Below are 23802 nucleotides of genomic sequence, written 5' to 3' on the forward strand. Positions count from 1 at the left end.
CGACTTGGCCCCGGTCACCGTGGTGATCGGGCCCAAGTTAAGGTCGAAATGTCGGAAAGTCAGGCGTCATCATCCTCGATGACGCTCGCCTGCGGCCCTGTGCAGCGGGGCCTGTCCCACTGCACAGGGAACCCGCCCCCGCACGCTTGCTTAGGCGTCATCATCCTCGATGATGACGGGGTAGACCCCGTTCTCGTCGTGGACCTCGCGGCCGGTGACCGGGGGGTTGAACACGCAGATCATCCGGCACTCCTCCTCGATCTCCAGGCGATGCTTCTCGTGACCGTCCAGCAGGTAGAGGAACCCGTCAGTGATCTGGTGCTTCTCACCGGTCTCCAGGTTGGTCAGGGTGCCTTTGCCGCCTACGCAGTACACGGCCTCCACATGGTTGGCGTACCAGAACTCGGAGGTCTGCCCGGCGTAGAGGGTGGTCTCGTGCAGGGAGAAGCCAACCTTCTCCTTGGCCAGGATCATCCGGCGTGAGCGCCAGTGGCCGTCCTTGACGTCGCGGTCGGTACCGTTGAGGTCATCGATGTGCAGGGTGTACATAGAAGCTCGCTTTCCTGAGTTCAGTCAGAGTATGCGCGACCACAGTCCGCATTGTTGACAATCCTACGCCCTCGTGAGGGGTTCCGAGAGGCGGGCGGGCTCTGCCCGCCGCCGGGATCAGCACTGTCAGTGAGGTGGGCGCAGGCGGCTGGGCTCACCGAGCTGCCCGGTGGCTGCCAGTACCGCTTCCTCCAAGATGCCCAGGCCCTTCAGCAGGTCCTGATCCGGGATGTTCAGCGGCGGCATGAGCTTGACCACCTCGTCCTGCGGGCCGGAGGTCTCCACCAGTAGGTTGCGCTTATAGGCCTCAGCGGCGACCTTGCCCGCAGTGTCCGGCTCGGGGAAGGCGATTCCGGAGAGGAACCCGCGCCCCTTCACATAGGAGCCCTTCACATGCTCGGTGACCTTCTCCATACCGGAATGCAGGGCCTCGATCTTGCCTGCCAGCTCCTTCTGGAAGCTGTCATCGGACCAGAACAGCTCCAGGGCCCGGGCGGCGGTGACAAAGCCGAGGTTGTTGCCGCGGAAGGTGCCGTTGTGCTCCCCGGGCTCCCAGACGTCCAGCTCGGGCTTGAACAGGGTCAGCGCCATGGCCAGACCGTAGCCGGAGATGGACTTGGAGACGCAGACGATGTCTGGGGTGATCCCGGCCGGCTCGAAGCTGAAGAAGGTGCCGGTGCGGCCGCAGCCTGCCTGGACGTCGTCGACGATCAGCAGGATCTTGTGCCGGCGCAGCAGGTTGTGCAGCTCCTTGAGCCACTCCATGCGGGCGGCGTTGAGCCCGCCCTCTCCCTGTACGGTCTCCACGATCACGGCGGCGGGCTTGTCCACACCGGAGCCGGAGTCCTCCAGGACCTTCTCCAACCAGATGAAGTCGGGCAGATCACCGTCGAAGTAGTCGTCGTAGGGGATCTTGGAGGAGTTGGTCAGCGGGATGCCCGCACCCTTGCGCTTCATCGAGTTGCCGGTGACCGAGAGTGCACCCAGGGTCATGCCGTGGAAGGCGTTGGTGAAGGACAGGATGTGCTGGCGGCCGGTGACTTTGCGGGCCAGCTTCAGTGCGGCCTCCACAGTGTTGGTGCCGGTGGGGCCGGGGAACATCACCTTGTAGTCCAGGTTGCGCGGCTCCAGGATGATCCGCTCGAAAGTCTCCAGGAACCGCCGCTTGGCCGGGGTCTTCATATCCATGGAGTGGGTCACGCCGGAGTTGGCCACGTACTCGACCACCAGGTCACGCAGTTCGGGATGGTTGTGCCCGTAATTCAGCGCACCTGCTCCGGAGAAGAAGTCCAGGTACCGGGAGCCGTCCTCGGTGTACTGGTAAGGGCCTTCGGCGCGCTCGAATACTGCCGGCCAGTTCATGCAGTAGCTGCGTACCTGGGACTCGCGGGTCTCAAAAATGTCAGTAGCCATGGGGGTTTCTTATCCTTGCGATTGCTTGGGGTGAACAGTTGGGTATGGGACAGGGCTGGGGGATCAGGCGCTCTGACGGGCCAGCGGCTCCACCACGTAGAGGTCCTCGGCCGCGTGGGCCTCGCCGGACTCTTCAGCGGAGGGGAACAGGTCTGCACTGAAGAGCGGCCGGCGCGCGATCTCGGTGCCGTGCTTCCGCGCCAGGGCTGTGAACAGTGCGATCGAGGCGGCGTTATCCTCAGTGATGGTGGTCTCCAGGCGGGCGGCGCCGGCGCGCTCCACCAGCTCGAAGAGCATCTTCTTGGCCAGCCCGCGGCCGCGGAAGTTCGCATCCACCGCCACCTGCCAGATGAAGAGCGTTTCCGGATCGCTTGGTTTGAGGTAGCCGGAGATGAACCCGGCCGGCTCAGCCTCCACCTCGGCGATCACACTGGTGGCGGCGAAGTCCCGCGCCCAGAGCAGATACGCATAGGGGGTGTTGGTGTCCAGCACCCCGGTCCCCTTGGCGATCCGCCAGAGGTCAGCACCGTCGGCCACTGTGGGCGCACGCAGAATGATCAGTTCCTCAGTCATCTCTCTCCACACTAGCAAGCTCAAGCTCCCGGCACCCCGGGGGTTGCCTTAAGCTTGCCTGAGGCGGACCGGCCAGGTATAGGGGGCACCGGGTCCGGGTTGCCGGAATCGGGCCCGGATGCCGATAAGGTACTTGTCCATGACATCACGCATCCTGCCCGGCTTCGGCTGGCGCCTGCACGGAGACGGCAAGACCATCCGACCCGGCGCTGTGGTCGCCCCCGATGAGCGACTGAGCTGGTTCCAGACCACCGGGGTGGGCATGCAGCATGTGGTGGCCATGTTCGGGGCGACCTTCCTAGTGCCGGTGATTACCGGTTTCCCGCCCTCGACCACCCTGCTGTTCTCCGGGATCGGCACCCTGCTGTTCCTGATCATCACCGCCGGGCGGGTACCCAGCTACCTGGGCTCATCCTTCGCCTTCCTCGCCCCGGTGGGCGCGGCCACCGCACAATATGGGATGTCCGGGGCGCTGGGCGGGATCTTCCTGGCCGGGCTGGCCCTGACCATCCTCGGCGTCGTCGTACACTTCGCCGGAGCGCGCTGGATCCAGCGGCTGATGCCCCCGGTGGTGACCGGCTCCATCGTCGCGCTGATCGGGCTGAACCTGGCCCCGGCGGCCTGGAACAACGTCAACGCCGCCCCAGCGACTGCCACGGTGACCATTGTGGCGATGCTGGTGGCCGGGGTGCTCTTCCGCGGCATGCTCGGCCGGCTCTCGATCCTGGTCGGTGTGGTGATCGGCTATGCCTTCGCGGCAGTCCGCGGTGAGGTGGAGTACTCCGAAATCGGCGAGGCCGGTTGGGTGGGTCTGCCCGAGTTCACGGCCCCGAGCTTCCACCTTGGGGTGGTCGCGCTGTTCATTCCGGTGGTGCTGGTGCTGGTGGCCGAGAACGTCGGGCATGTGAAATCGGTGGCCCTGATGACCAAGCGGGACCTGGACCCGGTGACCGGGCGGGCCCTGATCGCTGATGGGGCAGCCACTATGCTCGCCGGGGCCGGCGGAGGCTCCGGCACCACCACCTACGCGGAGAACATCGGGGTGATGGCCTCCTCGAAGGTCTATTCCACCGCCGCCTACTGGGTGGCCGGGCTCTTCGCGATCCTGCTGGCACTGCTGCCGAAGTTCGGCGCCCTGGTCAACACCGTCCCCGAAGGCGTGCTGGGCGGGGCCGGCACCGTGCTCTACGGGATGATCGGCATCCTCGGGGTGCGTATCTGGGTGCAGAACTCGGTGGACTTCTCCAACCCGGTCAACCTCGCAGTGGCCGGGGTGCCGCTGATCATCGCGATCGCGGACTACACCATGGTTTTCGGCCAGATCATCTTCACCGGTATCGCCATCGGCAGCTTCGCCGCACTGGCCATCCACCATGGGATGAGCGCGATCGCCCGCTGGCGCGGTACCGACGCCGGCTATGCGGACACTGACCCCGAGTCCATCGCCACCCCGATCAACCGCCGGGATATCGACCACCTGGAATCAGGCGGCAGCCTCGACGACGACCTCTCCGGCAGATAGTCCCGCAGCGGGTCAGTGCCCGGCGTGTGCCACCGGCGAGCCGCCGTGCAGCACCGCGGTGACTTCCAAACCCGCGGAGAGTACGACGACGTCTGCCCGCGCCCCTGCCCCCAGGTGGCCAATGCTGGGCTCACCCAGCATTCGGGCCGGGTTCAGCGTGACTGCCGCCAGCGCCTGCTCCAGGGGGACCCCGGCCTGCTGCACGGCGTGCTGCACGGCATGCTGGAGGGTCAGCGTGGAGCCGGCCACCGGGCCCAGGGTGCCATCCTCTTCAAGGATCCGGGCGGTTCCGCCGCTGACCTGCACCTCCAGCTGGCCCAACCGGTAGTGTCCGTCCCCGGCGCCAGCGGCCGCCATCGCATCAGAGACTAAGAGCGCCCGCCCCGGAGCCTGGGTGAAGGTGCTGCGCAGCACCGCCGGGTGCAGGTGCACCCCATCTGCTATCAGCTCGAGGAACGCTTCTGGGTGCTCAAGAAGTGCAGGAACCGGACCGGGCGCCCGGTGATCGAAGCGGCGCATCGCGTTGAACAGATGGGTCGCCGCAGCTGCTCCGGCCTGCAGAGCCTGCCGAGTCTGCTCATAACTGGCGGCGGTGTGGCCCAGGGCAGCCACCGCCCCGGCGGCCCGGAGTTTGCCTACGGCCTCGATCCCACCCGGCAGCTCCGGGGCCAAGGTGACCATCCTGAGGGTTCCGGTCTGCAGAAGGAAGGCCAGGTCCTCGGTCTTCGGGCTCTGCAGCAGCTGTGGATCATGGGCCCCGTGATACTCCCGGCTCAGCCAGGGGCCCTCCAGGTGGATGCCGGCCAGCTCCCCGGAATCCGTCAGCGGGCGCAGCTGCTCAATCTGGGCGCCAAGGGCAGCCACGGTATCGGTGACCAGGGAAGCCAGCAGCGTCGTCGTTCCATGTGCCCGATGCGTGGCGATAGCGGTGCGCGCCGCCTCAGGGCCCGCCGAGAAGTTGGCCCCACCGCCTCCGTGGCAGTGCACATCAATGAACCCGGGGCTCAGCAGCTGGTCATCAGCCAGCTGCAGGTCCGGAACCTGCGGGGCTGGGCCTGCACCGGACTGGGTGATCAGCTCACCCGCAGTCCGCAGCCAGTACGGTCCGATGCTCCCGTCGGGTCTCAGTGCCCGTTGCGCAGCGATCAGCATGTTTCTGAGCTTACCGAGGCTCGGGCAGTTCTCAGCGCAGGGCTACCGGGCCTGAGTGCCCCGTAACGAATCCCTGGGAGTTCCCCGGAAGCCTGGTGACATGGGGTCCTGTCCTCGGTAGTGTCAGATACGGAAGGTTTCCCAACCAGAAAGGAGTTCCCCATGGGACTCGGAGAAAAGTTTGACGCTGCCAAGGACAAGGTCAGCGGTTCAACCAAGGAGACCGCAGGCAAGGCCACCGGCGATTCTCAGCTGGAGGGCGAGGGCAAGGCCGATAAGACCCAGGGCAAGTTCAAAGACGCTAAGGAGTCTGTCAAGGACGCGGCCTCCGACGCCAAGGACCAAATCAAGGGCTTCACCGGAAATAAGGACGACGGGCGGTAGCAGCTGCCTCACGTACTGATGCCGGGTGCATTCCGCTATTGGGTGCACCCGGCATCAGTGCGTTAATCGGGGGAACAAAACCGGTGCCGGCTGCCCCGCGCCAGCCCGAATCAGCCGCGCAGCATAGTGGCGGCCAAGGCCAGCAGCTGCTCCTCGGTGCCAGGCTTGCCGATCAGCTGCACCGACCAGCTCAACCCGTCCTGCGAGGTGTGAACCGGCACATTGAGCGCCGGCAGGCCAAGCACATTGACCACTGAGCTGTACGGGGTGAAGCGGCACTGTTCGATGTAGTTCTGTTCCGGATCCAAGCCGGCGAACCAACCGATCTCCGGCGGCGCAGTGGCCAGCATAGGAGTCAGCAGCATATCCCAAGGGCCAAAGATCGCCAGCGCATGGTCTGAGAAGTCCTGAAGCGAGGCGATCGCTCCCGCAGTCTGCTCCGGCGGCCGGGAGCGGGCCAGCTCCACAAAGTACTGGGTCAGTGGCTCCATCTGCTCGAGCTGATGCTCGGCGAACTCCAGCTCACCCAGCCGCGCAGTCCAGAGTGCCTGGAAATCCTGGTGGTAGTTCTGCACCCAGAACCGTTCCGGACCGGTGCAGTCCACCGAGCCCTGGATATGGTGGCCTGCCCTCGCCAGAGCGGAGATCCCCTTCTCCACGGCCAGCAGCGCGTCCTCGGCCAGCACAATGTCCAGATCAGGGGAGAAGGGCGACTCCGTGGTCACCCCCACACTCAGCGGCTCGGTGCTTGAAGCCAGGGCCCGATGCACCGTCTGCTGGGCGCTGCCACTGCGCTCGCCCCGCTGACCAGCCATTACGTCAAAGAGCAGGGCGGCATCCTCGGCGGTACTGGCGATGGGGCCGGAGGTGAGCAGATTGCGTACTGAGGGGGCGGCGTCGTCGTCCGGGATCCGTCCCCGCCCGGGTTTCAGGCCTACCAGTCCGCAGGCCGCAGCAGGGATCCGCACCGAACCTCCGCCGTCATTGCCCGGGGCGAAGGGCAAGATCCCCGCGGCCACGGCAGTGGCACTGCCCCCGGTGGAGCCGCCTGAGGTCCGGCTGAGATCCAGGGGATTGCGAGCCGGTTCGCCCAGCTGATTCTCCGAATAACAGGGCAGGCCGAACTCCGGGACCTGGGTCTTGCCCACGCTGATCGCCCCGGACCGGTGCACTCTGCGGGCCAGCGGGGCATCCTTGGCCGGCAACACGGCCGGGGCGGAGCGAGTGCCGAAGGTCAGCGGGAGCCCGGCCACCGGCACCAGGTCCTTGAAGGCGGTGGGCAGACCGAGCAGGGGTGCGGCAGCTGTCAGCTGCTGAGGGGTGGCTGTCTTCGCCAAGACCTTCAGTGTGGCGTCCTGCTGTTCGGCCCGCGCCAGCGCAAACTCGGGGTCCAGGTTCAAGAAGGCGCCGAGTCCGGGCATGGTGACCGCGGCGGTCAGCGCAGTGGTGGTCAGCTCCACGCAGGAGACCTCCCCGCGGAGCACCGAGTCTCGCCACTGGGTGGCGGTGGCTGCTCGGAAGTCAGCCATGGTCAGGTCAGTGGTGTGTTCGGGCTTGGGCTCCGGTGCCGGAGAGACCTGATCCATAAGGTCACTCTATGGAATATTCCCGGCGCTCGCAGACCGTGGCCGCCAACGGGCGATAATGTGGCAGGAGAGCAGGCCTGGGCCATGCCCGGGGCCCGGCTAAGTACCATGTGATGAGATGGGAAGGGAGCGAATGATGGCGGATTTCGAGGCAGTCCCTGCAGCCCAGGTGCCTGAGGGTGCAGCCGTGCTGGATGTGCGCGAGGCCTATGAGTTTGAGGTGGGCCATGCTCCCGGTGCAGTGCATATTCCGGTGGACGATATCCCTTCCCGGTTCGAGGAGCTGGACCCGGATGAGGACTACCACGTGATCTGCCGTACCGGCGGGCGCAGTGTGCAGATAGCTGGATGGCTCACCGCCCAGGGTTACTCCGCGCTTTTTGTGAGCGGCGGCTATGACGCTTGGATCACTGCGGGCAAGCCCCTGGTGTCGATCACCGGTGAGGAGCCCCGGATCCTGTGAAGTACGCCTATCTGGGCCCGGCCGGGACCTTCACCGAGGCGGCTCTGCTGAAAATGCCCGGTGGTGCCTCCGCTGAGCGGCTGCCTGCTGCCAGTGTGCTCTCTGCCCTGGCCATGGTGGAGAACGACGACGCCCACGCCGCCGTGGTGCCCATCGAGAACTCCGTAGAAGGTGGGGTCACCGCCACTTTGGATGCCGTTTCGGTGGCGCATCATCTGCATATCACCGCCGAGGCCCTGGTGCCGATCACGTTTGTGCTGGCTTCGGCCGAACCCATGGAGCTCGCCGAGATCCGTTCGGTAACCACCCACTCGCATGCCTGGGCGCAGGTGCGGAAATGGGCGCAGACCACAGTTCCGTATGCGGAGTACCGGCCGGCCTCCTCCACGGCGGCCGGTGCACACGGACTGCGCAATGATCCGCCGGTGGCTGATGCCGCGATCTGCGCGCCTCTGGTGGCTGAGCAGCTTGGCCTGCATGTGGTTGACCGCCAGATTGAGGATGTGCCCGGGGCGGTCACCCGGTTCGTGCTGGCAGCCAAGCCCGGTCCAGTGCCTGAGCCGACCGGGGCGGATAAGACCACGGTGATGATTCCGCTGCCGGAGGACCATCCGGGTGGGCTGATGGAGATACTGGAGCACTTCGCCACCAATGGGGTGAATATGAGCCGGATCGAGTCCCGGCCCACGGGCTTTGGGATGGGGGACTACTATTTCTCCATCGATCTGGAGGGGCATATCGCTGAGGCGCGGATCGCTGATGCGCTGGCCGGGATCCACCGGATCTCGCCGAAGGTGCGGTTCCTGGGGTCGTATCCCCGGGCTGATGGCAAGCCGCAGCAGAAGGGCCCGGAGGTCTCCGAGGAGGCCTTCGCCGCCGCGGCGGCCTGGATAGAGTCGCTGCGCGGCTGAGCCGGATTGAGCTGTCTGCGTTTTCTCGCGTGGTTGAGTCAGGGTCAAGCGGTTCTCTCCCCAGTCTGCGGAGGCAGTGGGGAGAGAACCAACTCAGAACTGGCGGGGCAGCAGCAGCCGCTGGGTGATGGCGGCTTCGCGCCTGCGTTCAGCTTCCTGGCGCTGCTGCTGGAGGGCGGCAGCGGACCGGGAGCCTTCCAGAGCCGGATGATCCCGCTCTGCTGAGGTTTCGGCCCAGGTGGCCAAGGCCGCGGAGACTACCAGTGCTGCACGTTGCAGCAGAGTGTGTCTGCGGGTGGGTACGGCAGTAGACATGACAATTCCTCGTGGTAAAAATGGGCATAGTTAACTAAGGTCAAATATGCCGAAGGTGAGCATTAATAGCCCCGCGCAGAGAAATGATCGGATTCAGTGGTGGCTTAGATCAACCAGGGCAGATGGATATCTGGGCTGATTGGGGCGCGCGGTGCGAAGAGGATGAGCGGGAGTATCCCGGAAGAGCGGCTGAGTCTCAGCAGGCGCTCAGCGCAGAACCGAAGCCGAGGGGCTGCAGATCCGCTGGCGCGGTGCCATCAGAGAGCCGCAGCGCATAGGCCGGGTTCATCATCTCTGAGATTTTCATGGTGCCCCTCCTTTCAAAGGCTCGGTCTGTGCATTGTCAGAAAATAAGTTACCACAAGAATTCCAGGCATGCACGCCATAATTTCTTGATCCCCGATTTTTCTCGGGATCGGATGTGTGTGACTGAGAGTGTTGCAGTGCCTGGGAGCGCTTCTGGTGACGCGGCAGTCCGTCGAGACCAAATTGTGACCTTCCATGAAACAAAAGCCATTGACCTCGTATTCGGCTGGAGTTACGCTCGGGCTCAGCTTGCATCAACGTGAGCTGAATCACACCTGGAGGACTCGCATGACTACGCATACTTGGCGCCGTCGCGGCGCCGCTGCACTCTCAGTTCTTGCCTTGGGGCTCCTCGCCGGCTGCGGTGGGGGCGCCGACGCTGACGATGACAACGGTGGGGCCGAGGACTCGGACAACGGATCGGAAAATGGCTCCGACAACGGCGGCTCAGCCTCCGGCGAGGATGTCACCATCACCTGGTGGCACAACGCCACCGGTGATCCGCTCAACCAGTTCTGGGAGGACGTGGCCCAGGAGTTCATGGATGAGAACACGCATGTGACCATTGAGGTCACCGCCTACCAGAACGAGGAACTGCAGGGCACTCTGATCCCCAACCAACTGCGCGCCGGCGACGGCCTGGACCTGTACCAGTCCTGGGGTGCCGGGGAGCTGGCCGACCAGGTAGCGGCAGGCTATGTGATGGACGTCTCGGACGCTGTTGCAGATGCTGCAGAGGCCATCGGCGGAACTGTGGCCCCCTGGGAGGTTGAAGGTGCAGTCTACGGTCTGCCCTACAGCTTCGGCCTGTCCGGCTTCTGGTACAACACCGAACTGTTCGAGGAGGCAGGGATCGATGCCCCGCCGGAGACCCTCTCTGAGCTCTACGACGCCATCGAGGCACTCAAGGCCGCAGACATCACCCCAATCGCCGTCGGTGCAGGTGACGGCTGGCCAGCCGCCCATTACTGGTATCAGTTCGCCCTGAAATCCTGCGATCCGGATGTGCTGCAGGACGCTCAGCTGAACCTGGACTTCAGTGACGGCTGCTTCGTCGAAGCAGGCGAACTGCTTCAGGAGTTCATCGACACCGAGCCCTTCCAGGACGGCTACCTGGCCACCAGCGCCCAGCAGGGTGCAGGCTCCTCGGCAGGTATGGTCGCCACCGGAAACGCCGCCATGGAGCTGATGGGCCATTGGAACCCCGGGGTCATGGGCGGAATCCTGCAGGAGGAGACCGGAGATGAGGAGGCCACTCCGCCGGAGTTCCTGGACTGGTTCAACTTCCCGGCCATTGAAGGCAGCGCGGGCGATCCCACCGCAGGCCTGGGCGGTGGTGACGGCTTCTCCTGCACCGCGTGGGCGCCGCCGGAATGTGCGGACTTCCTGGCCTATATCGTCAGTGAGGACGTCCAGATCCGGTTTGCTGAGACCGGCGCCGGCATCCCGGTCACCCCGGGGGCAGAGGCCGGTATCGAGGATGAGAACCTGTTGGCCGTCTTCGACGCGCTCTCCAACGCCACCTACATCCAGCTCTGGCTGGACACTGCCTACGGCAATAACGTCGGCGGAGCCATGAACGAGGCTATCGTCAACCTCTTCGGCGGGCAGGGTGACCCGGAGTCCATCCCTGATGCGATGAACACGGCTGCCGAGCAGCAGTAGCCCCGGCCCCACTGCCTCAACCTATGAGTACTATCGCCACGGCCGGGCGCGTCATCCAGACGCGTCCGGCCCGCCCCTCCCGGCGCCGCGGACTGCGTGAGGCCCTGATGATCTGGGGTTTCGCGGCTCCCGCGTTGCTGGTCTACATCGGCTTCGTGATCGTCCCAGTGGGTCTGGCCGCGGTCTTCAGCTTCTACAACTGGAACGGGCTGGGACCCTTGGACCGGTTCGTGGGATTGGAGAACTACTCCCGGTTGCTCGACGACCCGGTCTTCTTAGGTGCCCTGCAGAACAACCTGATGATCGTGGGGCTCTCCCTGGCAATCCAGGGACCGCTGGCCATCGGGATCGCCCTGCTGCTGAACCGGAAGCTGCGCGGCCGCACCCTTATCCGCGCGCTGATCTTTGTGCCCTATGTGCTCTCCGAGGTGGTGGCCGGGCTGGCCTTCCGCCTGCTGCTTCCTCCGGACGGCCCCTTCAACGGGGTGCTGACCGCCTTCGGCTGGGTGGGCCAGAAGCCGCTCTGGCTGGCTGACCCTGATATGGCCTTCTGGACTGTGTTCGCCGTGCTGACCTGGAAGTATCTGGGTTTGGCCATCATCTTGATGCTTGCCGGGCTGCAGGGCATCCCCGATGAGCTCTACGAGGCCGCTGCCCTGGACGGGGCCAGCTGGTGGCAGACCCAATGGCGAATCACCATCCCGCTGCTGGGCCCGACCATCCGGATCTGGGCGCTGCTGTCCATCATCGGCTCACTGCAGCTCTTCGACATGGTCTGGATTCTCACTGGTGGCGGCCCACTGGGCTCCACCCACACTATGGCCACCTACATGGTCGAATACGGCAACAGCCGAAGCCAGGTCGGCTACGGCTCAGCAGTTGCCGTGGTCCTATTTATGGTCTCCCTGGTTATCGTGCTGATCTACCAACGCTTCGTGCTGCGCCGCGATATGGCCGGAGCCGTCACCACTAGGGGAGGAAGATGAGCGCCCCCGCCATTCCGGCAGCTACTGACAGTACCCCGATCAAGACCGGGAATACCCCGCCACCGAAACCGGTGAGCGGCAAGAAGTTCGACCTCGCCCAACCCTTCGTCTACCTGGTGGCGCTGGTTGTGGTGGCCGTTACCATCGCCCCGGTGCTCTACGTGGTGCTCAACGGCTTCCGCACCACTGCCCAGCTCAACGCGGATCCTGCAGGTCTGCCCGATCCCTGGGTTTTCTCCCACTACACCGGGGTCTTCACCTCGCCGATGTTCTGGGTCCAGTTCGGCAACTCCACGATGGTCGCTCTGGCCACCACAGCAGGGGTTGTGCTGATGGGTGTGATGGCCGCCTTCGTGATCGCCCGCTACGACTTCCGCGGCCGCAGTGTGCTCTTCAGCTTCTTCGTGGCCGGCATGCTCTTCCCGGCCACAGTAGCGATCCTTCCGCTGTTCACCATGATCAGGGAGATGGGTCTCTACGGGAACCTGCTGGCGGTGATCATCCCGCAGGTGGCGTTCCAGCTGCCGATGACCATCATCATCCTGGTGCCGTTCATCCGCGCGATCCCCGCTGAGCTGGAGGAGGCGGCGACTCTGGATGGGGCCAGCCGCATCGGTTTCTTCCTGCGGGTGATCCTGCCGCTGTCCGGACCGGGACTGGTCACCGTCGGGGTGATCGCCTTCGTGGGCAGTTGGAACGCCTATCTGCTGCCGCTGCTGCTGCTGGGCGATCCGGCTACCGCCACACTGCCGGTGGGTGTGCAGTATTACTCCACGGCCTACTCCCAGGACACCGCCGGGGTGCTGGCCTTCACCTCTGTGGCGATGCTGCCGGCCATCCTGTTCTTCACCCTGGCCCAGCGGCGAATCGTCTCTGGACTGACCGGCGCGGTCAAGGGGTAGCCGCGCTGGTCCCAGCGGCGCACACATCTGCCGCTCCTGAGGCCGCTGCCCGCTTGGCTTGCAGCTCAGTCCGCCGGGGACTCGAGGAGTTCGGGCCGCACGCCGTTGACCACCAGCGATTCGTGGGAGACGCTGGCGGAGACGCTGATCACCTCACCCACCGCATCGCCGTCAATCTGGAACAGCATCGGCTCGGCCATGGTCAGCCGGCCGGTGCGGGCCTGCCTTACTTTCATCACCGGTATGTCAGTGGAGGAGCGCAGTGCCGTCTTGGCCACCACCCGTGCCCAGTCCAGGGCGTGCCGGGGCGTGAACAGGGCGACGTCCATATGTCCGTCGTCGAACTTGGCCTCGGGAATCAGCTTGATGCCCGCCTGCAGAGAGCCGCAGTTGGCCAGCAGCACCGATCGCACCCGGTAGGTCTGCGGTTCTGCGTCATCGAGCTTGACCCCCACTGTCTTGCGCGGGCCCAGCACGTGACGCAGCCCGGCCTCCCCGTAGGCAAGCCATCCGGCATGGGTCTTGAGCACATCGCGGGTGTCATCCATGACCTCGGCGTCCAACCCGCCGCCGGCGATTACCAGACTAATCTCCTGATCCGTGCGCCCGCCGGGCCGCTGCAGTTTCAGCTCCAGCGTGTCCACCCGGTGCGGGGTGCCGTGGATCGCCTCGGCCACACAGGCCTGCAGGTCGTGATACGGCAGTCCGATGTTCCGGGCGAAGAGGTTCCCGGTGCCCAACGGCGCCACGCCCAGCGCCACCTGAGAGTTCACCAACTCGGCGGCCACAGCCCGCACGGTCCCGTCCCCGCCGGCGGCGATCACCAGGTCACAACCGGCCTCCACCGCCCGCCGGGTCATCACATGCCCGGGGTCCTCCGGGCTGGAGGCCATGATCAGCGGATCCGGCATCCCGGCGGCGGCGCAGGCCTCATGCACCAGGCTGACCACCTGATCGGCGTCCTCCTTGGTCACGTTGACCACCACCCCCACCAGCCGCTCCTCCGGGGATTTCGGATGTGCGGCCACCAGTGCCGTCACCTCGGCCCGCTGCTCCAAGTCAGCCACCTGCTCGCGCAGGCTCCTGATGCGGCCGCCCATCCGGGCCATGACGACCACCAGCACAGCAATCACCAGCACTGCGGCGGCGAACAGCAAGCTGTAGTCCTCAACAGTCATACCTATGAGCCTATCTGTGCCGGCCCCGTAGCAGCGCGCATATCGTCCTCGTACTAGTGTTGTGCCTGTGATTGACATCAAGGACCTCATCGCCGAACCCGAGAAGTACCGAGCCAGCCAGCGCGCCCGCGGCGCTGATGAGTCTGCGGTGGATGCGGTGATTGCCGCATCCGAGTCGCGGGCTGCGGCGATCACCCGGTTCGAGACCCTCCGGGCGGAGCAGAAGGCCTTCGGCAAGAAGGTCGCTCAGGCTCAGGGCGAGCAGAAGCAGGCCCTGCTGGCGGAGGTCAAGCAGCTGGCCGCTGACGTCAAGGCCGCAGAGACAGAGGCCGACGCCGCCCAGGGCCAGTTGGACACCCTCACCAGGTCCTTTCCAAACCTCATCCACCAGGGGGTGCCGGCTGGTGGCGAGGATGATTTCGTCACCCTGCGGCACGAGGGTCAACCCCGGGACTTCACCGCTGAGGGCTTCGAGCCCAAGGATCACCTGGAGCTGGCCGAGGCGCTTGGTGCCGTGGACATGGAGCGCGGCGCCAAGGTCTCCGGGGCCCGGTTCTACTTCCTCAAGGGCATCGGTGCCCGGCTGGAGCTGGCCATGATGCAGCTGGGCATGGACCAGGCGCTCGAGGCAGGCTTCACCCCGATGATCACCCCCACCCTGGTGCGCCCGGAGACCATGAACGGCACTGGTTTCGATGTGGAGCACGACGACGAGATCTACCGTCTGGAGCGTGACGACCTCTACCTGGTGGGCACCTCCGAGGTGGCCCTGGCCGGCTATCACGCCGAGGAGATCCTCGACCTGAGCGCCGGCCCCCAGCGCTACGCCGGCTGGTCCACTTGTTACCGGCGCGAGGCGGGCTCGCACGGCAAAGACACTAAAGGGATCATCCGGGTCCACCAGTTCAACAAACTGGAGATGTTTGTCTACTGCTCCGCGGAGGACTCAGTGGCCGAGCATGAGCGGCTGCTGGCCTGGGAGGAGCAGATGCTGGCCAAGATGGAGCTGCCCTACCGGGTCATCGACACTGCTGCCGGTGATCTGGGGCTCTCGGCAGCCCGCAAGTTCGACTGCGAGGCCTGGGTCCCCACCCAGGGCACTTACCGGGAGCTGACCTCTACCTCGGACACCACCACCTTCCAGGCCAGGCGGCTGAACATCCGGGAGCGTACGGTCAAGGAAGACGGCTCCAAGGGTCCCACCCGTCCTTTGGCCACACTCAATGGCACCTTGGCTACTACCCGGTGGATCGTGGCCATTCTGGAGAACCATCAGCAGGCTGACGGCTCGGTGCGAGTGCCTCAGGCGCTGCGCCCCTACCTGGGCGGCCTTGAAGTTATTGAACCGGTGTCCAGCAAGTAATCAGGTACTGCTCACCTTGGCTCGATAGTCAAGAGTGTAGGAACTCTGAACGTATGCCGGTAAGGGTAGCCACAGCTTGCTGGTGGGAGTTGTTCTGAGTAACTAAGATTTGGCTGTGACGCCGACAGAGCGCCGGCGCAACATTGACTCCAAAGGAGTGTGGATGATGAGCAAGACCGCCGACTACACCGTTCCCGGCCTTGGCAAGGACTCCGGCGAGGAGATTGCCGGCCTGCTGCAGGACCGCCTGCACGCCCTCAATGACCTGCATCTGGTGCTTAAGCATGTGCACTGGAACGTGGTGGGCCCCAACTTTATCGCCGTGCACGAGATGCTTGATCCGCAGACCACACAGGTCCGCGAGTTCGCCGATGAGATCGCCGAGCGCATCGCCACCCTGGGCACTGCGCCCTCGGGGCTCTCCGGCGAGTTGGTTTCCGAGCGCAGCTGGCAGGACTACCCGCTGCGCAAGGCCTCTGTGGAGGACCACCTGGCTGAGCTGGACAAGGTCTACACCGGTCTGCTGGAGGATCACCGCCAGGTGCTCAGCAAGGTGGGCAATATCGACCCGATCACCGAGGACATCCTCATCGGTCAGGTCAAGGACCTCGAGCTCTTCCAGTGGTTCATCCGCAGCCACCTGGAGCGCGCCTCCGCCTAATCACCTGAGTACGACGACGCCCGGGTCAAGTGGGTTCGCCCACTGGCCCGGGCATCTTTATAAGGTATCGGTGAACATGTGTTCTGCACATATGTTCTGTTGTGGGTACCATGGGATGGAGCACATGCTTTGTCTGGAGGAGAGGAACTCATGGCTACCCAGCAGCTGCGCCTCATCATCGGGTCAGATGATGCGGGATATGACTATAAGGAGATGCTGAGGGCTGATCTGCAGGCCGACTCACGGATCGCCTCAGTTCAAGATGTGGGGGTTCGCCAGGGGGAGTCCACGGCCTATCCCAATGTGGCGGTTGCGGCTGCTGAACTGGTTGCCTCAGGCCAAGCCGATCGGGCGCTGCTCATCTGCGGCACCGGACTGGGGGTTGCGATCTCCGCGAACAAGGTTCCGGGCATCCGTGCGGTGACCGCACATGACTCCTACTCCGTGGAGCGCGCAGTGCTGTCCAATAATGCCCAGGTGCTCTGCCTGGGACAGCGGGTCATCGGCCGGGCCTTGGCGCGCAAACTGGTAGATGAGTGGCTCAGTCATCAGTTCGATCCGCAGAGCTCCTCCGCGGCGAAGGTCCAGGCGATCAGTCACTATGAGGCAACTGGCGCCTGCTAGTGCACCACCGGCGGGACCATCTCAGCATTGGCGGAGGATGGCCTGGGCTGTCTCCTCATCAGTGACCAGCACGTTGAACCATCCGGCTCGGGCCGCGGTGAGGATGCTGGTGGTCTTATGCGTGCCGGCGGCCGCCGCGATCCGAGTGGGTACTGCCCGCAGTGCGGAGCTCGGGATGCGCACCATACGTTCATTGCCCGGGAAGGCCACCTCCTGACCCTCGCTGTCGAAGAATGCCAGGCATACATCGCCTACCGCCTTGGCTACATTGGGGTGGCTGCGTGGGACGGACTGCGCGATTGAGTTCCGCGCGCTGGGTGGGGCACCCACGCCGATCAGTGCCACCTTGGCGGTGTTCCAGTCCTCCATGATCTTCCGATAGCCAGGATCATCCTGGAGGGCGGCCAGTAGGGCATCCGAAGGCATCGAGGGCGCAAAGAGGTAATGCGGATAGCCGCCGTTGGTCGCCGTGAAGGCGCGGACCACCTCATTGGTCTGATGCCAGGGGTCAGGCTCGGCCTGGCCGCCCACAGTAGGAGCAATCACCACCCCGGAAAAGTCTCCCAGCCGCTGTTGCGCCAGGGGATAGGTAGTTTCGCCTGAAGCGATGAGCATGACGTCCCCGGCGCGCAGTGCCAGGTCTTCTAAGGCTCGTCGGGTGGGTGAAGCCAGCCCAGGGCCCACGCGCCGCGACTGGCTGCCGGGGGCCAGGTGCACAGCCTGCAGCCCCAGCTTCTCCTCCAACTGCTGCTGCAGTCCCTCGAGGTCCGAAGGGGCAGGGCGGTGGACCCTGATCTCCACGATGCCCTGTGCTCTGGCATCTGAGAGCATCCGGCTGACCGAGGGTCGCGAAACCTTGAGCTGTTCGGCGACCTCAGCCTGGGTGGCTCCCTGCTCGTAGTAAAGCTGCGCCGCTTGGTAGAGCCGTTCAAGCTCCACGTCTCGTGCCTGTGCTCCGTGCCGCTCGGCGGCGCGGGGCTCGCTGGCTCGTTCGGTCACAGAAGGGGCCTCCATCGGCACAGGGTCATTGTGGGCGTGCTACTAGGAATTCTGCCTCATCAGGAGAGGATGAATGCGCAGCACATTATTCCACCGGTGGCGAAGGTCACAGAACCTGCGCTAAGGTGAGCGCAGAACATTAGTCCATGAACATATGTGCCCGGTGGTTCGGTGGGCTGGGCCGCAGGCACGTATCAGTAGAGGAGCACCTCCATGACATTTCTGGTGAACTCCGCCCCACGGTTCCCGGAGCAAGCACTGAAGGGTTTCGCCGCCGCCTACCCCCAGTACGTGACGGCGGTTCACGGCGGTGTGGTGCGTTCTGCTGAGACCCCTCAGGGGCAGCCCGCTCTGGTGATCGGTGGCGGCTCCGGGCACTACCCCGCCTTTGCCGGATGGGTGGGGCCCGGCTTGGGCCACGGTGCGCCCTGCGGCAATATCTTCTCCTCGCCCTCGGCCTCACAGGTCTATTCCGTGGCCCGTAATGCGGAGAATGGCGGTGGAGTCCTCATGGGGTTCGGGAAGTACGCAGGCGATGTACTGCACTTCGGTGCCGCCGCTGAGAAGCTGCGCGCCGAGGGGGTGGATGTGCGGATTGTGACCGTCACCGACGACATCGCGTCCGAGCGGCCCGAGAACCACCGCAGCCGCCGTGGCATCGCCGGAGACTTCACCGTCTTCAAGATCACCGGTGCCGCCATCCAGGCAGGGGCAGATCTTGATCAGGCCGAACGCATCGCCTGGAAGGCCAATGATGCCACCCGGTCCTACGGCGTGGCTTTCGCAGGCTGCACCCTGCCTGGAGCGGAGCAACCCCTTTTCCGGGTTGAGGAGGGCATGATGGCCGTGGGGCTCGGCATCCACGGCGAACCCGGGGTCAAGGACCTGCCCATGGCCACAGCGGAAGCTGTGGCCGATCTGCTCTTCGATGGAATCGCCGAGGAGATTCCGGACAGCCACCGGCAAGGCGGCAGGGTGGCGGTCCTGCTCAACGGACTGGGCACCGTGAAGTACGAGGATCTCTTTGTGGTCTACCGGCGCGTGGCCGAGCGGCTGCAGCAGACAGGACTCACCCCCGTGCTGCCGGAGGTGGGGGAGTTCGTCACCAGCCTGGATATGGCCGGACTGTCCCTGACGCTGGTGTACCTCGACGACGAGCTGGAGACCTACTGGACGGCCCCGGTGGACACCCCCGCCTACCGGCGCGGAGAGCTGCAGGGACTCAGCGCCTCGGCGCAGCAGCCGGCCCGCACAGAGTTCTACAGCCCGGGCGAGGAGCCGGTGCCGGCAGCCGCCGAAGACTCACGCCGCTCTGCCGCCGACATCCAGCAGATTCTGGAGCTCTTCGAGACTGTCTGCCGCCGGCATGAAGACCACCTGGGCCAGATCGACGCCGTCGCCGGAGATGGCGACCACGGGCAGGGCATGGTCCTCGGCTCCAGCGGAGCCGCCGAGGCCGGGCGCCGAGCCCTGCAGCGTGGCGCCGGAGCACGCACCCTGCTGGTCCACGCCGGCACCGCGTGGTCCGAATCCGCGGGAGGAACCTCCGGGGCCCTGTGGGGTGCTGCGCTGACAGCCGCCGCAGCTGCCCTCTCCGATGAGCAGGGCACAGATGATGCCCAAGCAGTGCAAGCACTGGTCGCCGCTGTGGACGCATTGGGCCGGCTCGGTGGGGCCTCCGAGGGGGACAAGACCATGATGGACGCCGCCGTACCCTTCGCCCAGACCCTGGAGCAGGAGTACCAGCGCTGCCAGGAGCTGTTCGCCTCAGTCTCGGCCGCCGCGGTCCGCGCGAAGGCCGCAGCCGAGCAGACCGCAGAGATGAGTGCCCGGCTCGGCCGCGCACGGGTGCTCGGGGAGAAGTCGCTGGGCACCCCGGACCCAGGAGCGGTCTCCTTCGCACTGCTCATGGAAGCTCTGGGAGACCATCTGGGGGCCCGCCGGTGACTCCGGAGTCCACCCCGGCCCCGCGCTGGATCGGCACCAGCTGGAAGATGAACAAGACCCTGGCCGAGGCCAGGGACTACGCCCAGGTCCTCGCCGCAGCCCTGCAGGACCGGCCCCATCTGACCAGCCGGCTGAAGCCGTTCCTGATTCCGCCGGCCACCGCCCTGGCGGCAGTCCGCCAGCAGCTCGACGACGCAGGGGGCCCCGGAGCAGAGATCCCGCTGGGCATCCAGAATGCCCACTGGGAGGACGCCGGCTCCTGGACGGGGGAGATCTCCGTGCCGCAAGCTCTCGACGCCGGCGCAGAGATCATTGAGATTGGCCACTCTGAGCGCCGCCAGCACTTCGGAGAGACCGCTGAGATCACCGGACTGAAGGTCCGTGCGGCGCTGCGCCACGATGCCGTGGCCCTGCTGTGCATCGGCGAGCCGGAGCAGATCCGAGATGCGGATCGCACCACCGAGTACCTGCTGGAGCAGGCCGATGCGGCGCTGGGCGGGCTGAGCCAGCACCAGCTCAGCCGAGTGCTCATCGCCTACGAACCGGTATGGGCCATCGGCCCTGAGGGACGGCCCGCCGCACCCGATGAGCTGACCGGAGCATTCGCCGCGCTCCACCAGCACTACGGACACACTGTCAAAGCCCTGCTCTACGGAGGATCGGTCACCCACAGCAATGTCGCCGCTCTGCTGACAGTGCCGCACGTCGGCGGGCTGTTCATCGGCCGGGCCGCCTGGCAGCCGCACGATTTCATACAGCTGCTGGAGCTGGCCGCAGAGACCCCACACCTCACACATCCCTGAGAGGACTTCCATGCACACCGCAGACTCCTGGCCGATCGCCGGCAATATGCTGGCCTTCGGGCCTGCCGCGCCCGACGGAACGCCCACCTGGCAAGCACCGGCCACCTACTGGGCCGAATGCCTGCAGCAGATGCGTGAGCTCGGCTTCGACCACATCGATCCCACCGACGCCTGGCTGCCGCTGCACCGACTGGCCGACCAGCAGCTCGCCGAATTCCGTCAGGTGCTCGACGACACCGGACTGGGCATCTCATCCATCTCCATGACCCGCAGCTCGGTGATCGACGCGGACCAGGGGGAGCAGAACCTGGCCGACGCCCACCGGCTGATCGACCTTGCCCCCGAATTCGGCGCCAGCATCGTCAACACCGGATTCATGCAGGCGCTGACCACCGACCAGCAGAACGCCCTGTGGTTCTGGCTCGCCCCGGGACACCAGGACGACCCCACGCTGCGGCCGCTGGCAGTCGAGCGCATCCGCGAACTGGGAGACCACGCTCAGGCCAACGGTATTCAGCTCAGCCTGGAGATGTATGAGGACACTTTCCTCGGGACCCCGGAGGCAGCCGTGAGCTTCCTGGCCGACGTCGACCATCCCGCCGTGGGGCTCAACCCGGACCTGGGCAACCTGGTCCGGCTGCACCAGCCGCTGGAGGAGCTCGGCGGAACTCCGGACCAGATGTACGAGAAGGTCCTGCCCCACGCGAACTTCTGGCACATCAAGAACTACATCCGCGACGAGGACCCCGCCACCGGCAGCATCCACTCGGCCCCGGTGCCGCTGAAGTACGGCTACATCAACTACCGGCGCATCATCCGGCTCGCCCTGCAGCTGGGCTACACCGGCCCCTTCTGCTGCGAGCACTACGGCAGCGACTCCATCGGCGTCTGCGCAGAGAACCGCGACTACATCCGCCAGGTGCTCCGCTCCGCGCTGCCCACCCACTGACGCCCTCCGCAGCCCCCTGACCCGAAAGAAGGACGCCATGACCAGAACCCTGAACACCGCCACCGTGGTCGGAGCCGGATACATGGGCGGAGGAATCGCCCAAACCCTAGCCTTGGCCGGGTTCACCGTGGAGATCGTCGACGTCGACGTCGACTCCTCTCTGCGCGGACTCGACCGGCTGCTGACTGAAGCGCAGCAGTTCGAGGAGCAGGGCCTCTATCCCGCAGGCGCGGCGGAGCAGATCCGCTCCCGCCTGCAGGCCGGACGCACGCTGAAGGAAGCGGTGGCCGATGTGGATTTCATCGAGGAGGCCGTCTTCGAGGACCCACAGGTCAAACGTGAGGTGCTGGCGCAGATCTCCGAGCACGCACGGGCTGACGCGATCATCGGCACCAACACTTCCACCATCCCGGTGAAGACACTGGCGCCGGTGGTGGCCCATCCTGAACGGTTCCTCACGGTTCACTTCTCCAATCCGGCGCCGTTCATCCCCGGGGTGGAGCTGGTCTCCGGGGAGGCCACCACCCGGGAGACGGTGGAGGCGGTCAAGGATCTGCTGGCCAGATGCGGACGCGAGGGCGCGGAGGTGGCCGATACCCCCGGGATGGTGCTCAACCGTCTGCAGTACGCCCTGCTGAAAGAGGCGGCCTCCGTGGTGGAGGAGGGGGTGGCCAGCCAGGAGGACGTCGACACTATTGTGCGCACCACCTTCGGGTTCCGGCTTGGGTTCTTCGGGCCCTTCGCCATTGCCGACCAGGCGGGACTCGACGTCTACGTCAGCGGCTTTGCCACGCTTTCTGAGGCCTATGGGGACCGGCTCAGCGTGCCGCAGCTGCTGAAGGACAACGTCGACGCCGGCCGGCACGGGGTCAAGAACGGCAAGGGCTGGACCGGAGATTTCGACGAGCGCACCACCCAGGAGCTGGTCGCCTACCGGAACCGGGCCTATGCGCGCATGAGTGAGCTGCTGCGCGAACTGGGTCCGGCTCCCCGCGGCAGGAAGTGACCGGCCATGCTCCCTGTGCTCAGCGGTGAGATCAGCCGCAGCTTCGATATGTCCCCCGGCCCGCTGATGGCGGTGGCTGCAGCAGCTGTGGTCATTCTGCTGGTGCTGATCATCAAGCTGAAGCTCCACGCGTTCTTCGCACTGGTGATCGTCTCCATCGCCACCGCCCTGGCCGCCGGCATTGCCGCAGAAGAAGTCGTCGGGGTGGTGGTCACCGGCTTCGGCAACACTGTGGGCAATGTGGCGCTGCTGGTGGGCTTCGGCGCAGTGCTGGGCAGACTGGTGGAGGTCTCCGGCGGTGCCCAGGTGCTGGCAGAGAAGATGCTGGAGGCATTCGGCGAGAAGCGCGCCCCACTGGCACTGGGCGTGGCCTCCATGTTCTACGCCTTCCCCATCTTCCTGGACGCCGGTTTCATTGTGATGCTGCCCATCATCTACACAGTGGCCCGCCGGCTCAGCGGCGGCTTCATGATCTATGTGCTGCCAGCCATCGGCGCGTTCCTGATGATGCATGCCCTCACCCCGCCGCACCCGGGGCCCACCGCAGCGGCCACCGTCATGGGAGCCGATATCGGCCTGGTGCTGGTGGTGGCCCTGCTGGTGGGCATCCCCACCTGGTACCTCTGCGGCTACCGGCTGGGACTGGTGCTGGCACGCCAGTATCCGAATATGCCGGTGCCGAGCCTGCTGGGGGAGCCGGATATTCGTCAGGAGTCTGAGCGGCCGGGCCTGGCCACCGTGCTGATCTGTCTGCTCTTCCCGCTGGGCCTGATCTTCTTCAACACGCTGTTCACCACTATGGAGCAGACCGGCGCTCTGGGAAGCGACCACCTCGGCTTCGTGCTGGCTCAGCTGATCGGCCCCACCCCTATTGCGCTGCTGCTGGCGGCCCTGCTGGCGATGTACCTGCTCTATCTGCGGCCGCGCCGCGGCACCCGTGGGCTCGGTGATGCGCTCTCCGACCTGGTGGACACCGCATTGGCGCCGGTCTGCTCCATCATCCTGATCACCGGCGGCGGCGGAGCGTTCGGGCATGTGCTCACCGAAACTGGGATCGGCGGTGAGATCGCCGAAGGCCTGGACGCCTTGGGGCTGCCGGTGATCCTGGCCGGCTTCCTGGTCGCCGTGGCCATCCGTGTCGCCCAGGGGTCGGCGACCGTCGCTGCCACGGTCGCCGGCGGGATCATGGCTCCCAGTGTGGATGCCCTGGGACTGGAAGGATTCGCGCTGGCTTCGATTGTGGTGGCGATTGTGGCCGGATCGATCACCTGCTCGCACGTCAACGACTCCGGATTCTGGCTGGTGGGACGCTTCTGCGGCTTCGACACTGTGACCACCTTCAGGACCTGGACCGTGATCGGCACCGCGATCGGAGTGCTCTCCTTCCTGCTGGCCTGCGGTGTCTACGCACTCACGGTATGACCTGCCCGGCTCACGATGATCGGCCGGCTGAGGCGCCGGCCCCGACGAAAGGACGCACAATGACCCGAGTTGGCTCACGTTAGTCAGGTTTGCTGTTTGAGTGGATGGCGTTGATGGCGGCGG

23 protein-coding genes are annotated in these 23802 nt (G+C 65.5%); 15 read left to right on the forward strand and 8 right to left on the reverse strand.

Annotation, left to right across the window (positions count from 1 at the left end):
* Nucleotides 1-150 precede the first annotated feature (150 nt).
* From GNZ21_RS01250 to ectA, 3 genes are all read right to left on the reverse strand, one after another.
* Nucleotides 151-549, reverse strand: coding sequence for an ectoine synthase (locus GNZ21_RS01250; protein WP_157320599.1), 399 nt, complete (start codon nucleotides 547-549; stop codon nucleotides 151-153).
* 126 nt (nucleotides 550-675) lie between these two features.
* Entirely contained in the window at nucleotides 676-1962 is a 1287-nt protein-coding gene (ectB, locus tag GNZ21_RS01255; protein WP_157320600.1) for a diaminobutyrate--2-oxoglutarate transaminase, read from the reverse strand.
* Between the two features lie 63 nt (nucleotides 1963-2025).
* On the reverse strand, nucleotides 2026-2535 hold the full coding sequence (ectA, locus tag GNZ21_RS01260) for a diaminobutyrate acetyltransferase (RefSeq protein ID WP_157320601.1): 510 nt from the start codon (nucleotides 2533-2535) through the stop codon (nucleotides 2026-2028).
* A 139-nt stretch (nucleotides 2536-2674) separates the two neighbouring features.
* Here ectA and GNZ21_RS01265 point away from each other — a divergent pair, with 139 nt between their 5' ends.
* Nucleotides 2675-4057 carry a uracil-xanthine permease family protein gene (locus GNZ21_RS01265; protein WP_157320602.1) on the forward strand — a complete coding sequence of 461 codons (1383 nt, stop codon included), beginning with the start codon at nucleotides 2675-2677 and terminating at the stop codon, nucleotides 4055-4057.
* A gap of 12 nt (nucleotides 4058-4069) precedes the next feature.
* Here the strand turns inward: GNZ21_RS01265 and GNZ21_RS01270 are convergent, their stop codons facing one another.
* Entirely contained in the window at nucleotides 4070-5209 is a 1140-nt protein-coding gene (locus GNZ21_RS01270; RefSeq protein ID WP_157320603.1) for an N-acetylglucosamine-6-phosphate deacetylase, read from the reverse strand.
* A gap of 162 nt (nucleotides 5210-5371) precedes the next feature.
* Here GNZ21_RS01270 and GNZ21_RS01275 point away from each other — a divergent pair, with 162 nt between their 5' ends.
* Complete coding sequence (locus GNZ21_RS01275) at nucleotides 5372-5593, forward strand: CsbD family protein (RefSeq protein WP_157320605.1); 222 nt, start codon at nucleotides 5372-5374, stop codon at nucleotides 5591-5593.
* A gap of 110 nt (nucleotides 5594-5703) precedes the next feature.
* Here GNZ21_RS01275 and GNZ21_RS01280 read toward each other — a convergent pair whose 3' ends face one another.
* A complete protein-coding gene (locus tag GNZ21_RS01280; protein ID WP_229659471.1) occupies nucleotides 5704-7179 on the reverse strand; it encodes an amidase in 1476 nt (491 codons plus the stop codon).
* Nucleotides 7180-7315: 136 nt separating this feature from the next.
* On the opposite strand from GNZ21_RS01280, the gene GNZ21_RS01285 reads away from it, so the two are divergent.
* Complete coding sequence (locus tag GNZ21_RS01285; protein ID WP_157320606.1) at nucleotides 7316-7642, forward strand: rhodanese-like domain-containing protein; 327 nt, start codon at nucleotides 7316-7318, stop codon at nucleotides 7640-7642.
* Complete coding sequence (gene pheA / locus GNZ21_RS01290; protein ID WP_188503601.1) at nucleotides 7639-8553, forward strand: prephenate dehydratase; 915 nt, start codon at nucleotides 7639-7641, stop codon at nucleotides 8551-8553. Before GNZ21_RS01285 ends, pheA begins: the two co-directional genes overlap by 4 nt.
* A gap of 93 nt (nucleotides 8554-8646) precedes the next feature.
* On the opposite strand, the gene GNZ21_RS01295 is transcribed toward pheA, so the two are convergent.
* The gene (locus GNZ21_RS01295; protein ID WP_157320607.1) at nucleotides 8647-8868 is read right to left on the reverse strand and encodes a hypothetical protein; all 222 of its coding nucleotides are present in this window, start codon (nucleotides 8866-8868) and stop codon (nucleotides 8647-8649) included.
* Between the two features lie 594 nt (nucleotides 8869-9462).
* Between GNZ21_RS01295 and GNZ21_RS01300 the strand changes: the two genes are divergently transcribed.
* Genes GNZ21_RS01300 through GNZ21_RS01310 form a run of 3 tightly spaced genes read left to right on the forward strand, consistent with a single transcriptional unit; the run spans nucleotide 9463 to nucleotide 12727 of the window.
* Entirely contained in the window at nucleotides 9463-10839 is a 1377-nt protein-coding gene (locus tag GNZ21_RS01300; protein ID WP_157320609.1) for an ABC transporter substrate-binding protein, read from the forward strand.
* Between the two features lie 23 nt (nucleotides 10840-10862).
* Nucleotides 10863-11825: a carbohydrate ABC transporter permease gene (locus GNZ21_RS01305; RefSeq protein WP_157320611.1), complete on the forward strand. Its 963-nt coding sequence runs from the start codon at nucleotides 10863-10865 to the stop codon at nucleotides 11823-11825.
* Nucleotides 11822-12727, forward strand: coding sequence for a carbohydrate ABC transporter permease (locus tag GNZ21_RS01310; protein WP_157320613.1), 906 nt, complete (start codon nucleotides 11822-11824; stop codon nucleotides 12725-12727). The genes GNZ21_RS01305 and GNZ21_RS01310 overlap by 4 nt, the downstream gene beginning before the upstream one ends.
* Before the next feature lie 65 nt (nucleotides 12728-12792).
* On the opposite strand, the gene GNZ21_RS01315 is transcribed toward GNZ21_RS01310, so the two are convergent.
* Entirely contained in the window at nucleotides 12793-13905 is a 1113-nt protein-coding gene (locus GNZ21_RS01315) for a diacylglycerol/lipid kinase family protein (protein WP_157320615.1), read from the reverse strand.
* 67 nt (nucleotides 13906-13972) lie between these two features.
* Here GNZ21_RS01315 and serS point away from each other — a divergent pair, with 67 nt between their 5' ends.
* The 3 genes from serS (at nucleotide 13973) to GNZ21_RS01330 (ending at nucleotide 16553) form a co-directional block, all read left to right on the forward strand.
* A complete protein-coding gene (serS, locus tag GNZ21_RS01320) occupies nucleotides 13973-15268 on the forward strand; it encodes a serine--tRNA ligase (RefSeq protein WP_188503602.1) in 1296 nt (431 codons plus the stop codon).
* Between the two features lie 166 nt (nucleotides 15269-15434).
* A complete protein-coding gene (locus tag GNZ21_RS01325; protein ID WP_157320617.1) occupies nucleotides 15435-15929 on the forward strand; it encodes a Dps family protein in 495 nt (164 codons plus the stop codon).
* A gap of 150 nt (nucleotides 15930-16079) precedes the next feature.
* A complete protein-coding gene (locus tag GNZ21_RS01330) occupies nucleotides 16080-16553 on the forward strand; it encodes a ribose-5-phosphate isomerase (protein WP_157320619.1) in 474 nt (157 codons plus the stop codon).
* A gap of 21 nt (nucleotides 16554-16574) precedes the next feature.
* Here GNZ21_RS01330 and GNZ21_RS01335 read toward each other — a convergent pair whose 3' ends face one another.
* Nucleotides 16575-17552 carry a sugar-binding transcriptional regulator gene (locus tag GNZ21_RS01335; protein WP_229659472.1) on the reverse strand — a complete coding sequence of 326 codons (978 nt, stop codon included), beginning with the start codon at nucleotides 17550-17552 and terminating at the stop codon, nucleotides 16575-16577.
* 213 nt (nucleotides 17553-17765) lie between these two features.
* On the opposite strand from GNZ21_RS01335, the gene GNZ21_RS01340 reads away from it, so the two are divergent.
* From GNZ21_RS01340 to GNZ21_RS01360, 5 genes are read left to right on the forward strand one after another with little or no spacing between them, the layout of a single operon-like run.
* Nucleotides 17766-19499 (forward strand): dihydroxyacetone kinase family protein, encoded by a 1734-nt coding sequence (locus GNZ21_RS01340; RefSeq protein ID WP_157320623.1) that lies wholly within the window; start codon nucleotides 17766-17768, stop codon nucleotides 19497-19499.
* Entirely contained in the window at nucleotides 19496-20302 is an 807-nt protein-coding gene (locus GNZ21_RS01345) for a triose-phosphate isomerase (protein ID WP_268234827.1), read from the forward strand. The genes GNZ21_RS01340 and GNZ21_RS01345 overlap by 4 nt, the downstream gene beginning before the upstream one ends.
* Nucleotides 20303-20312: 10 nt before the next feature.
* Complete coding sequence (locus GNZ21_RS01350) at nucleotides 20313-21251, forward strand: sugar phosphate isomerase/epimerase family protein (protein WP_157320625.1); 939 nt, start codon at nucleotides 20313-20315, stop codon at nucleotides 21249-21251.
* A gap of 37 nt (nucleotides 21252-21288) precedes the next feature.
* The gene (locus GNZ21_RS01355) at nucleotides 21289-22257 is read left to right on the forward strand and encodes a 3-hydroxyacyl-CoA dehydrogenase family protein (protein WP_157320627.1); all 969 of its coding nucleotides are present in this window, start codon (nucleotides 21289-21291) and stop codon (nucleotides 22255-22257) included.
* A gap of 6 nt (nucleotides 22258-22263) precedes the next feature.
* Nucleotides 22264-23679: a GntP family permease gene (locus GNZ21_RS01360; protein WP_157320629.1), complete on the forward strand. Its 1416-nt coding sequence runs from the start codon at nucleotides 22264-22266 to the stop codon at nucleotides 23677-23679.
* The last annotated feature ends 123 nt before the right edge of the window (nucleotides 23680-23802 follow it).

This window comes from Nesterenkonia alkaliphila (assembly GCF_009758175.1).
GTDB lineage: Bacteria > Actinomycetota > Actinomycetes > Actinomycetales > Micrococcaceae > Nesterenkonia > Nesterenkonia alkaliphila.

Bases quoted from the DNA above. Each gene is read 5' to 3' on its own strand.
- GNZ21_RS01340 (WP_157320623.1), top strand. From the start codon at position 17,766: ATGACATTTCTGGTGAACTCCGCCCCACGGTTCCCGGAGCAAGCACTG.
- GNZ21_RS01270 (WP_157320603.1), bottom strand. From the start codon at position 5,209: ATGCTGATCGCTGCGCAACGGGCACTGAGACCCGACGGGAGCATCGGA.
- GNZ21_RS01265 (WP_157320602.1), top strand. From the start codon at position 2,675: ATGACATCACGCATCCTGCCCGGCTTCGGCTGGCGCCTGCACGGAGAC.
- GNZ21_RS01250 (WP_157320599.1), bottom strand. From the start codon at position 549: ATGTACACCCTGCACATCGATGACCTCAACGGTACCGACCGCGACGTC.
- GNZ21_RS01315 (WP_157320615.1), bottom strand. From the start codon at position 13,905: ATGACTGTTGAGGACTACAGCTTGCTGTTCGCCGCCGCAGTGCTGGTG.
- GNZ21_RS01310 (WP_157320613.1), top strand. From the start codon at position 11,822: ATGAGCGCCCCCGCCATTCCGGCAGCTACTGACAGTACCCCGATCAAG.
- GNZ21_RS01295 (WP_157320607.1), bottom strand. From the start codon at position 8,868: ATGTCTACTGCCGTACCCACCCGCAGACACACTCTGCTGCAACGTGCA.
- GNZ21_RS01285 (WP_157320606.1), top strand. From the start codon at position 7,316: ATGGCGGATTTCGAGGCAGTCCCTGCAGCCCAGGTGCCTGAGGGTGCA.
- GNZ21_RS01355 (WP_157320627.1), top strand. From the start codon at position 21,289: ATGACCAGAACCCTGAACACCGCCACCGTGGTCGGAGCCGGATACATG.
- GNZ21_RS01280 (WP_229659471.1), bottom strand. From the start codon at position 7,179: ATGGATCAGGTCTCTCCGGCACCGGAGCCCAAGCCCGAACACACCACT.
- ectB (WP_157320600.1), bottom strand. From the start codon at position 1,962: ATGGCTACTGACATTTTTGAGACCCGCGAGTCCCAGGTACGCAGCTAC.
- GNZ21_RS01300 (WP_157320609.1), top strand. From the start codon at position 9,463: ATGACTACGCATACTTGGCGCCGTCGCGGCGCCGCTGCACTCTCAGTT.
- GNZ21_RS01325 (WP_157320617.1), top strand. From the start codon at position 15,435: ATGAGCAAGACCGCCGACTACACCGTTCCCGGCCTTGGCAAGGACTCC.
- GNZ21_RS01275 (WP_157320605.1), top strand. From the start codon at position 5,372: ATGGGACTCGGAGAAAAGTTTGACGCTGCCAAGGACAAGGTCAGCGGT.
- GNZ21_RS01350 (WP_157320625.1), top strand. From the start codon at position 20,313: ATGCACACCGCAGACTCCTGGCCGATCGCCGGCAATATGCTGGCCTTC.
- GNZ21_RS01360 (WP_157320629.1), top strand. From the start codon at position 22,264: ATGCTCCCTGTGCTCAGCGGTGAGATCAGCCGCAGCTTCGATATGTCC.
- ectA (WP_157320601.1), bottom strand. From the start codon at position 2,535: ATGACTGAGGAACTGATCATTCTGCGTGCGCCCACAGTGGCCGACGGT.
- GNZ21_RS01305 (WP_157320611.1), top strand. From the start codon at position 10,863: ATGAGTACTATCGCCACGGCCGGGCGCGTCATCCAGACGCGTCCGGCC.
- GNZ21_RS01330 (WP_157320619.1), top strand. From the start codon at position 16,080: ATGGCTACCCAGCAGCTGCGCCTCATCATCGGGTCAGATGATGCGGGA.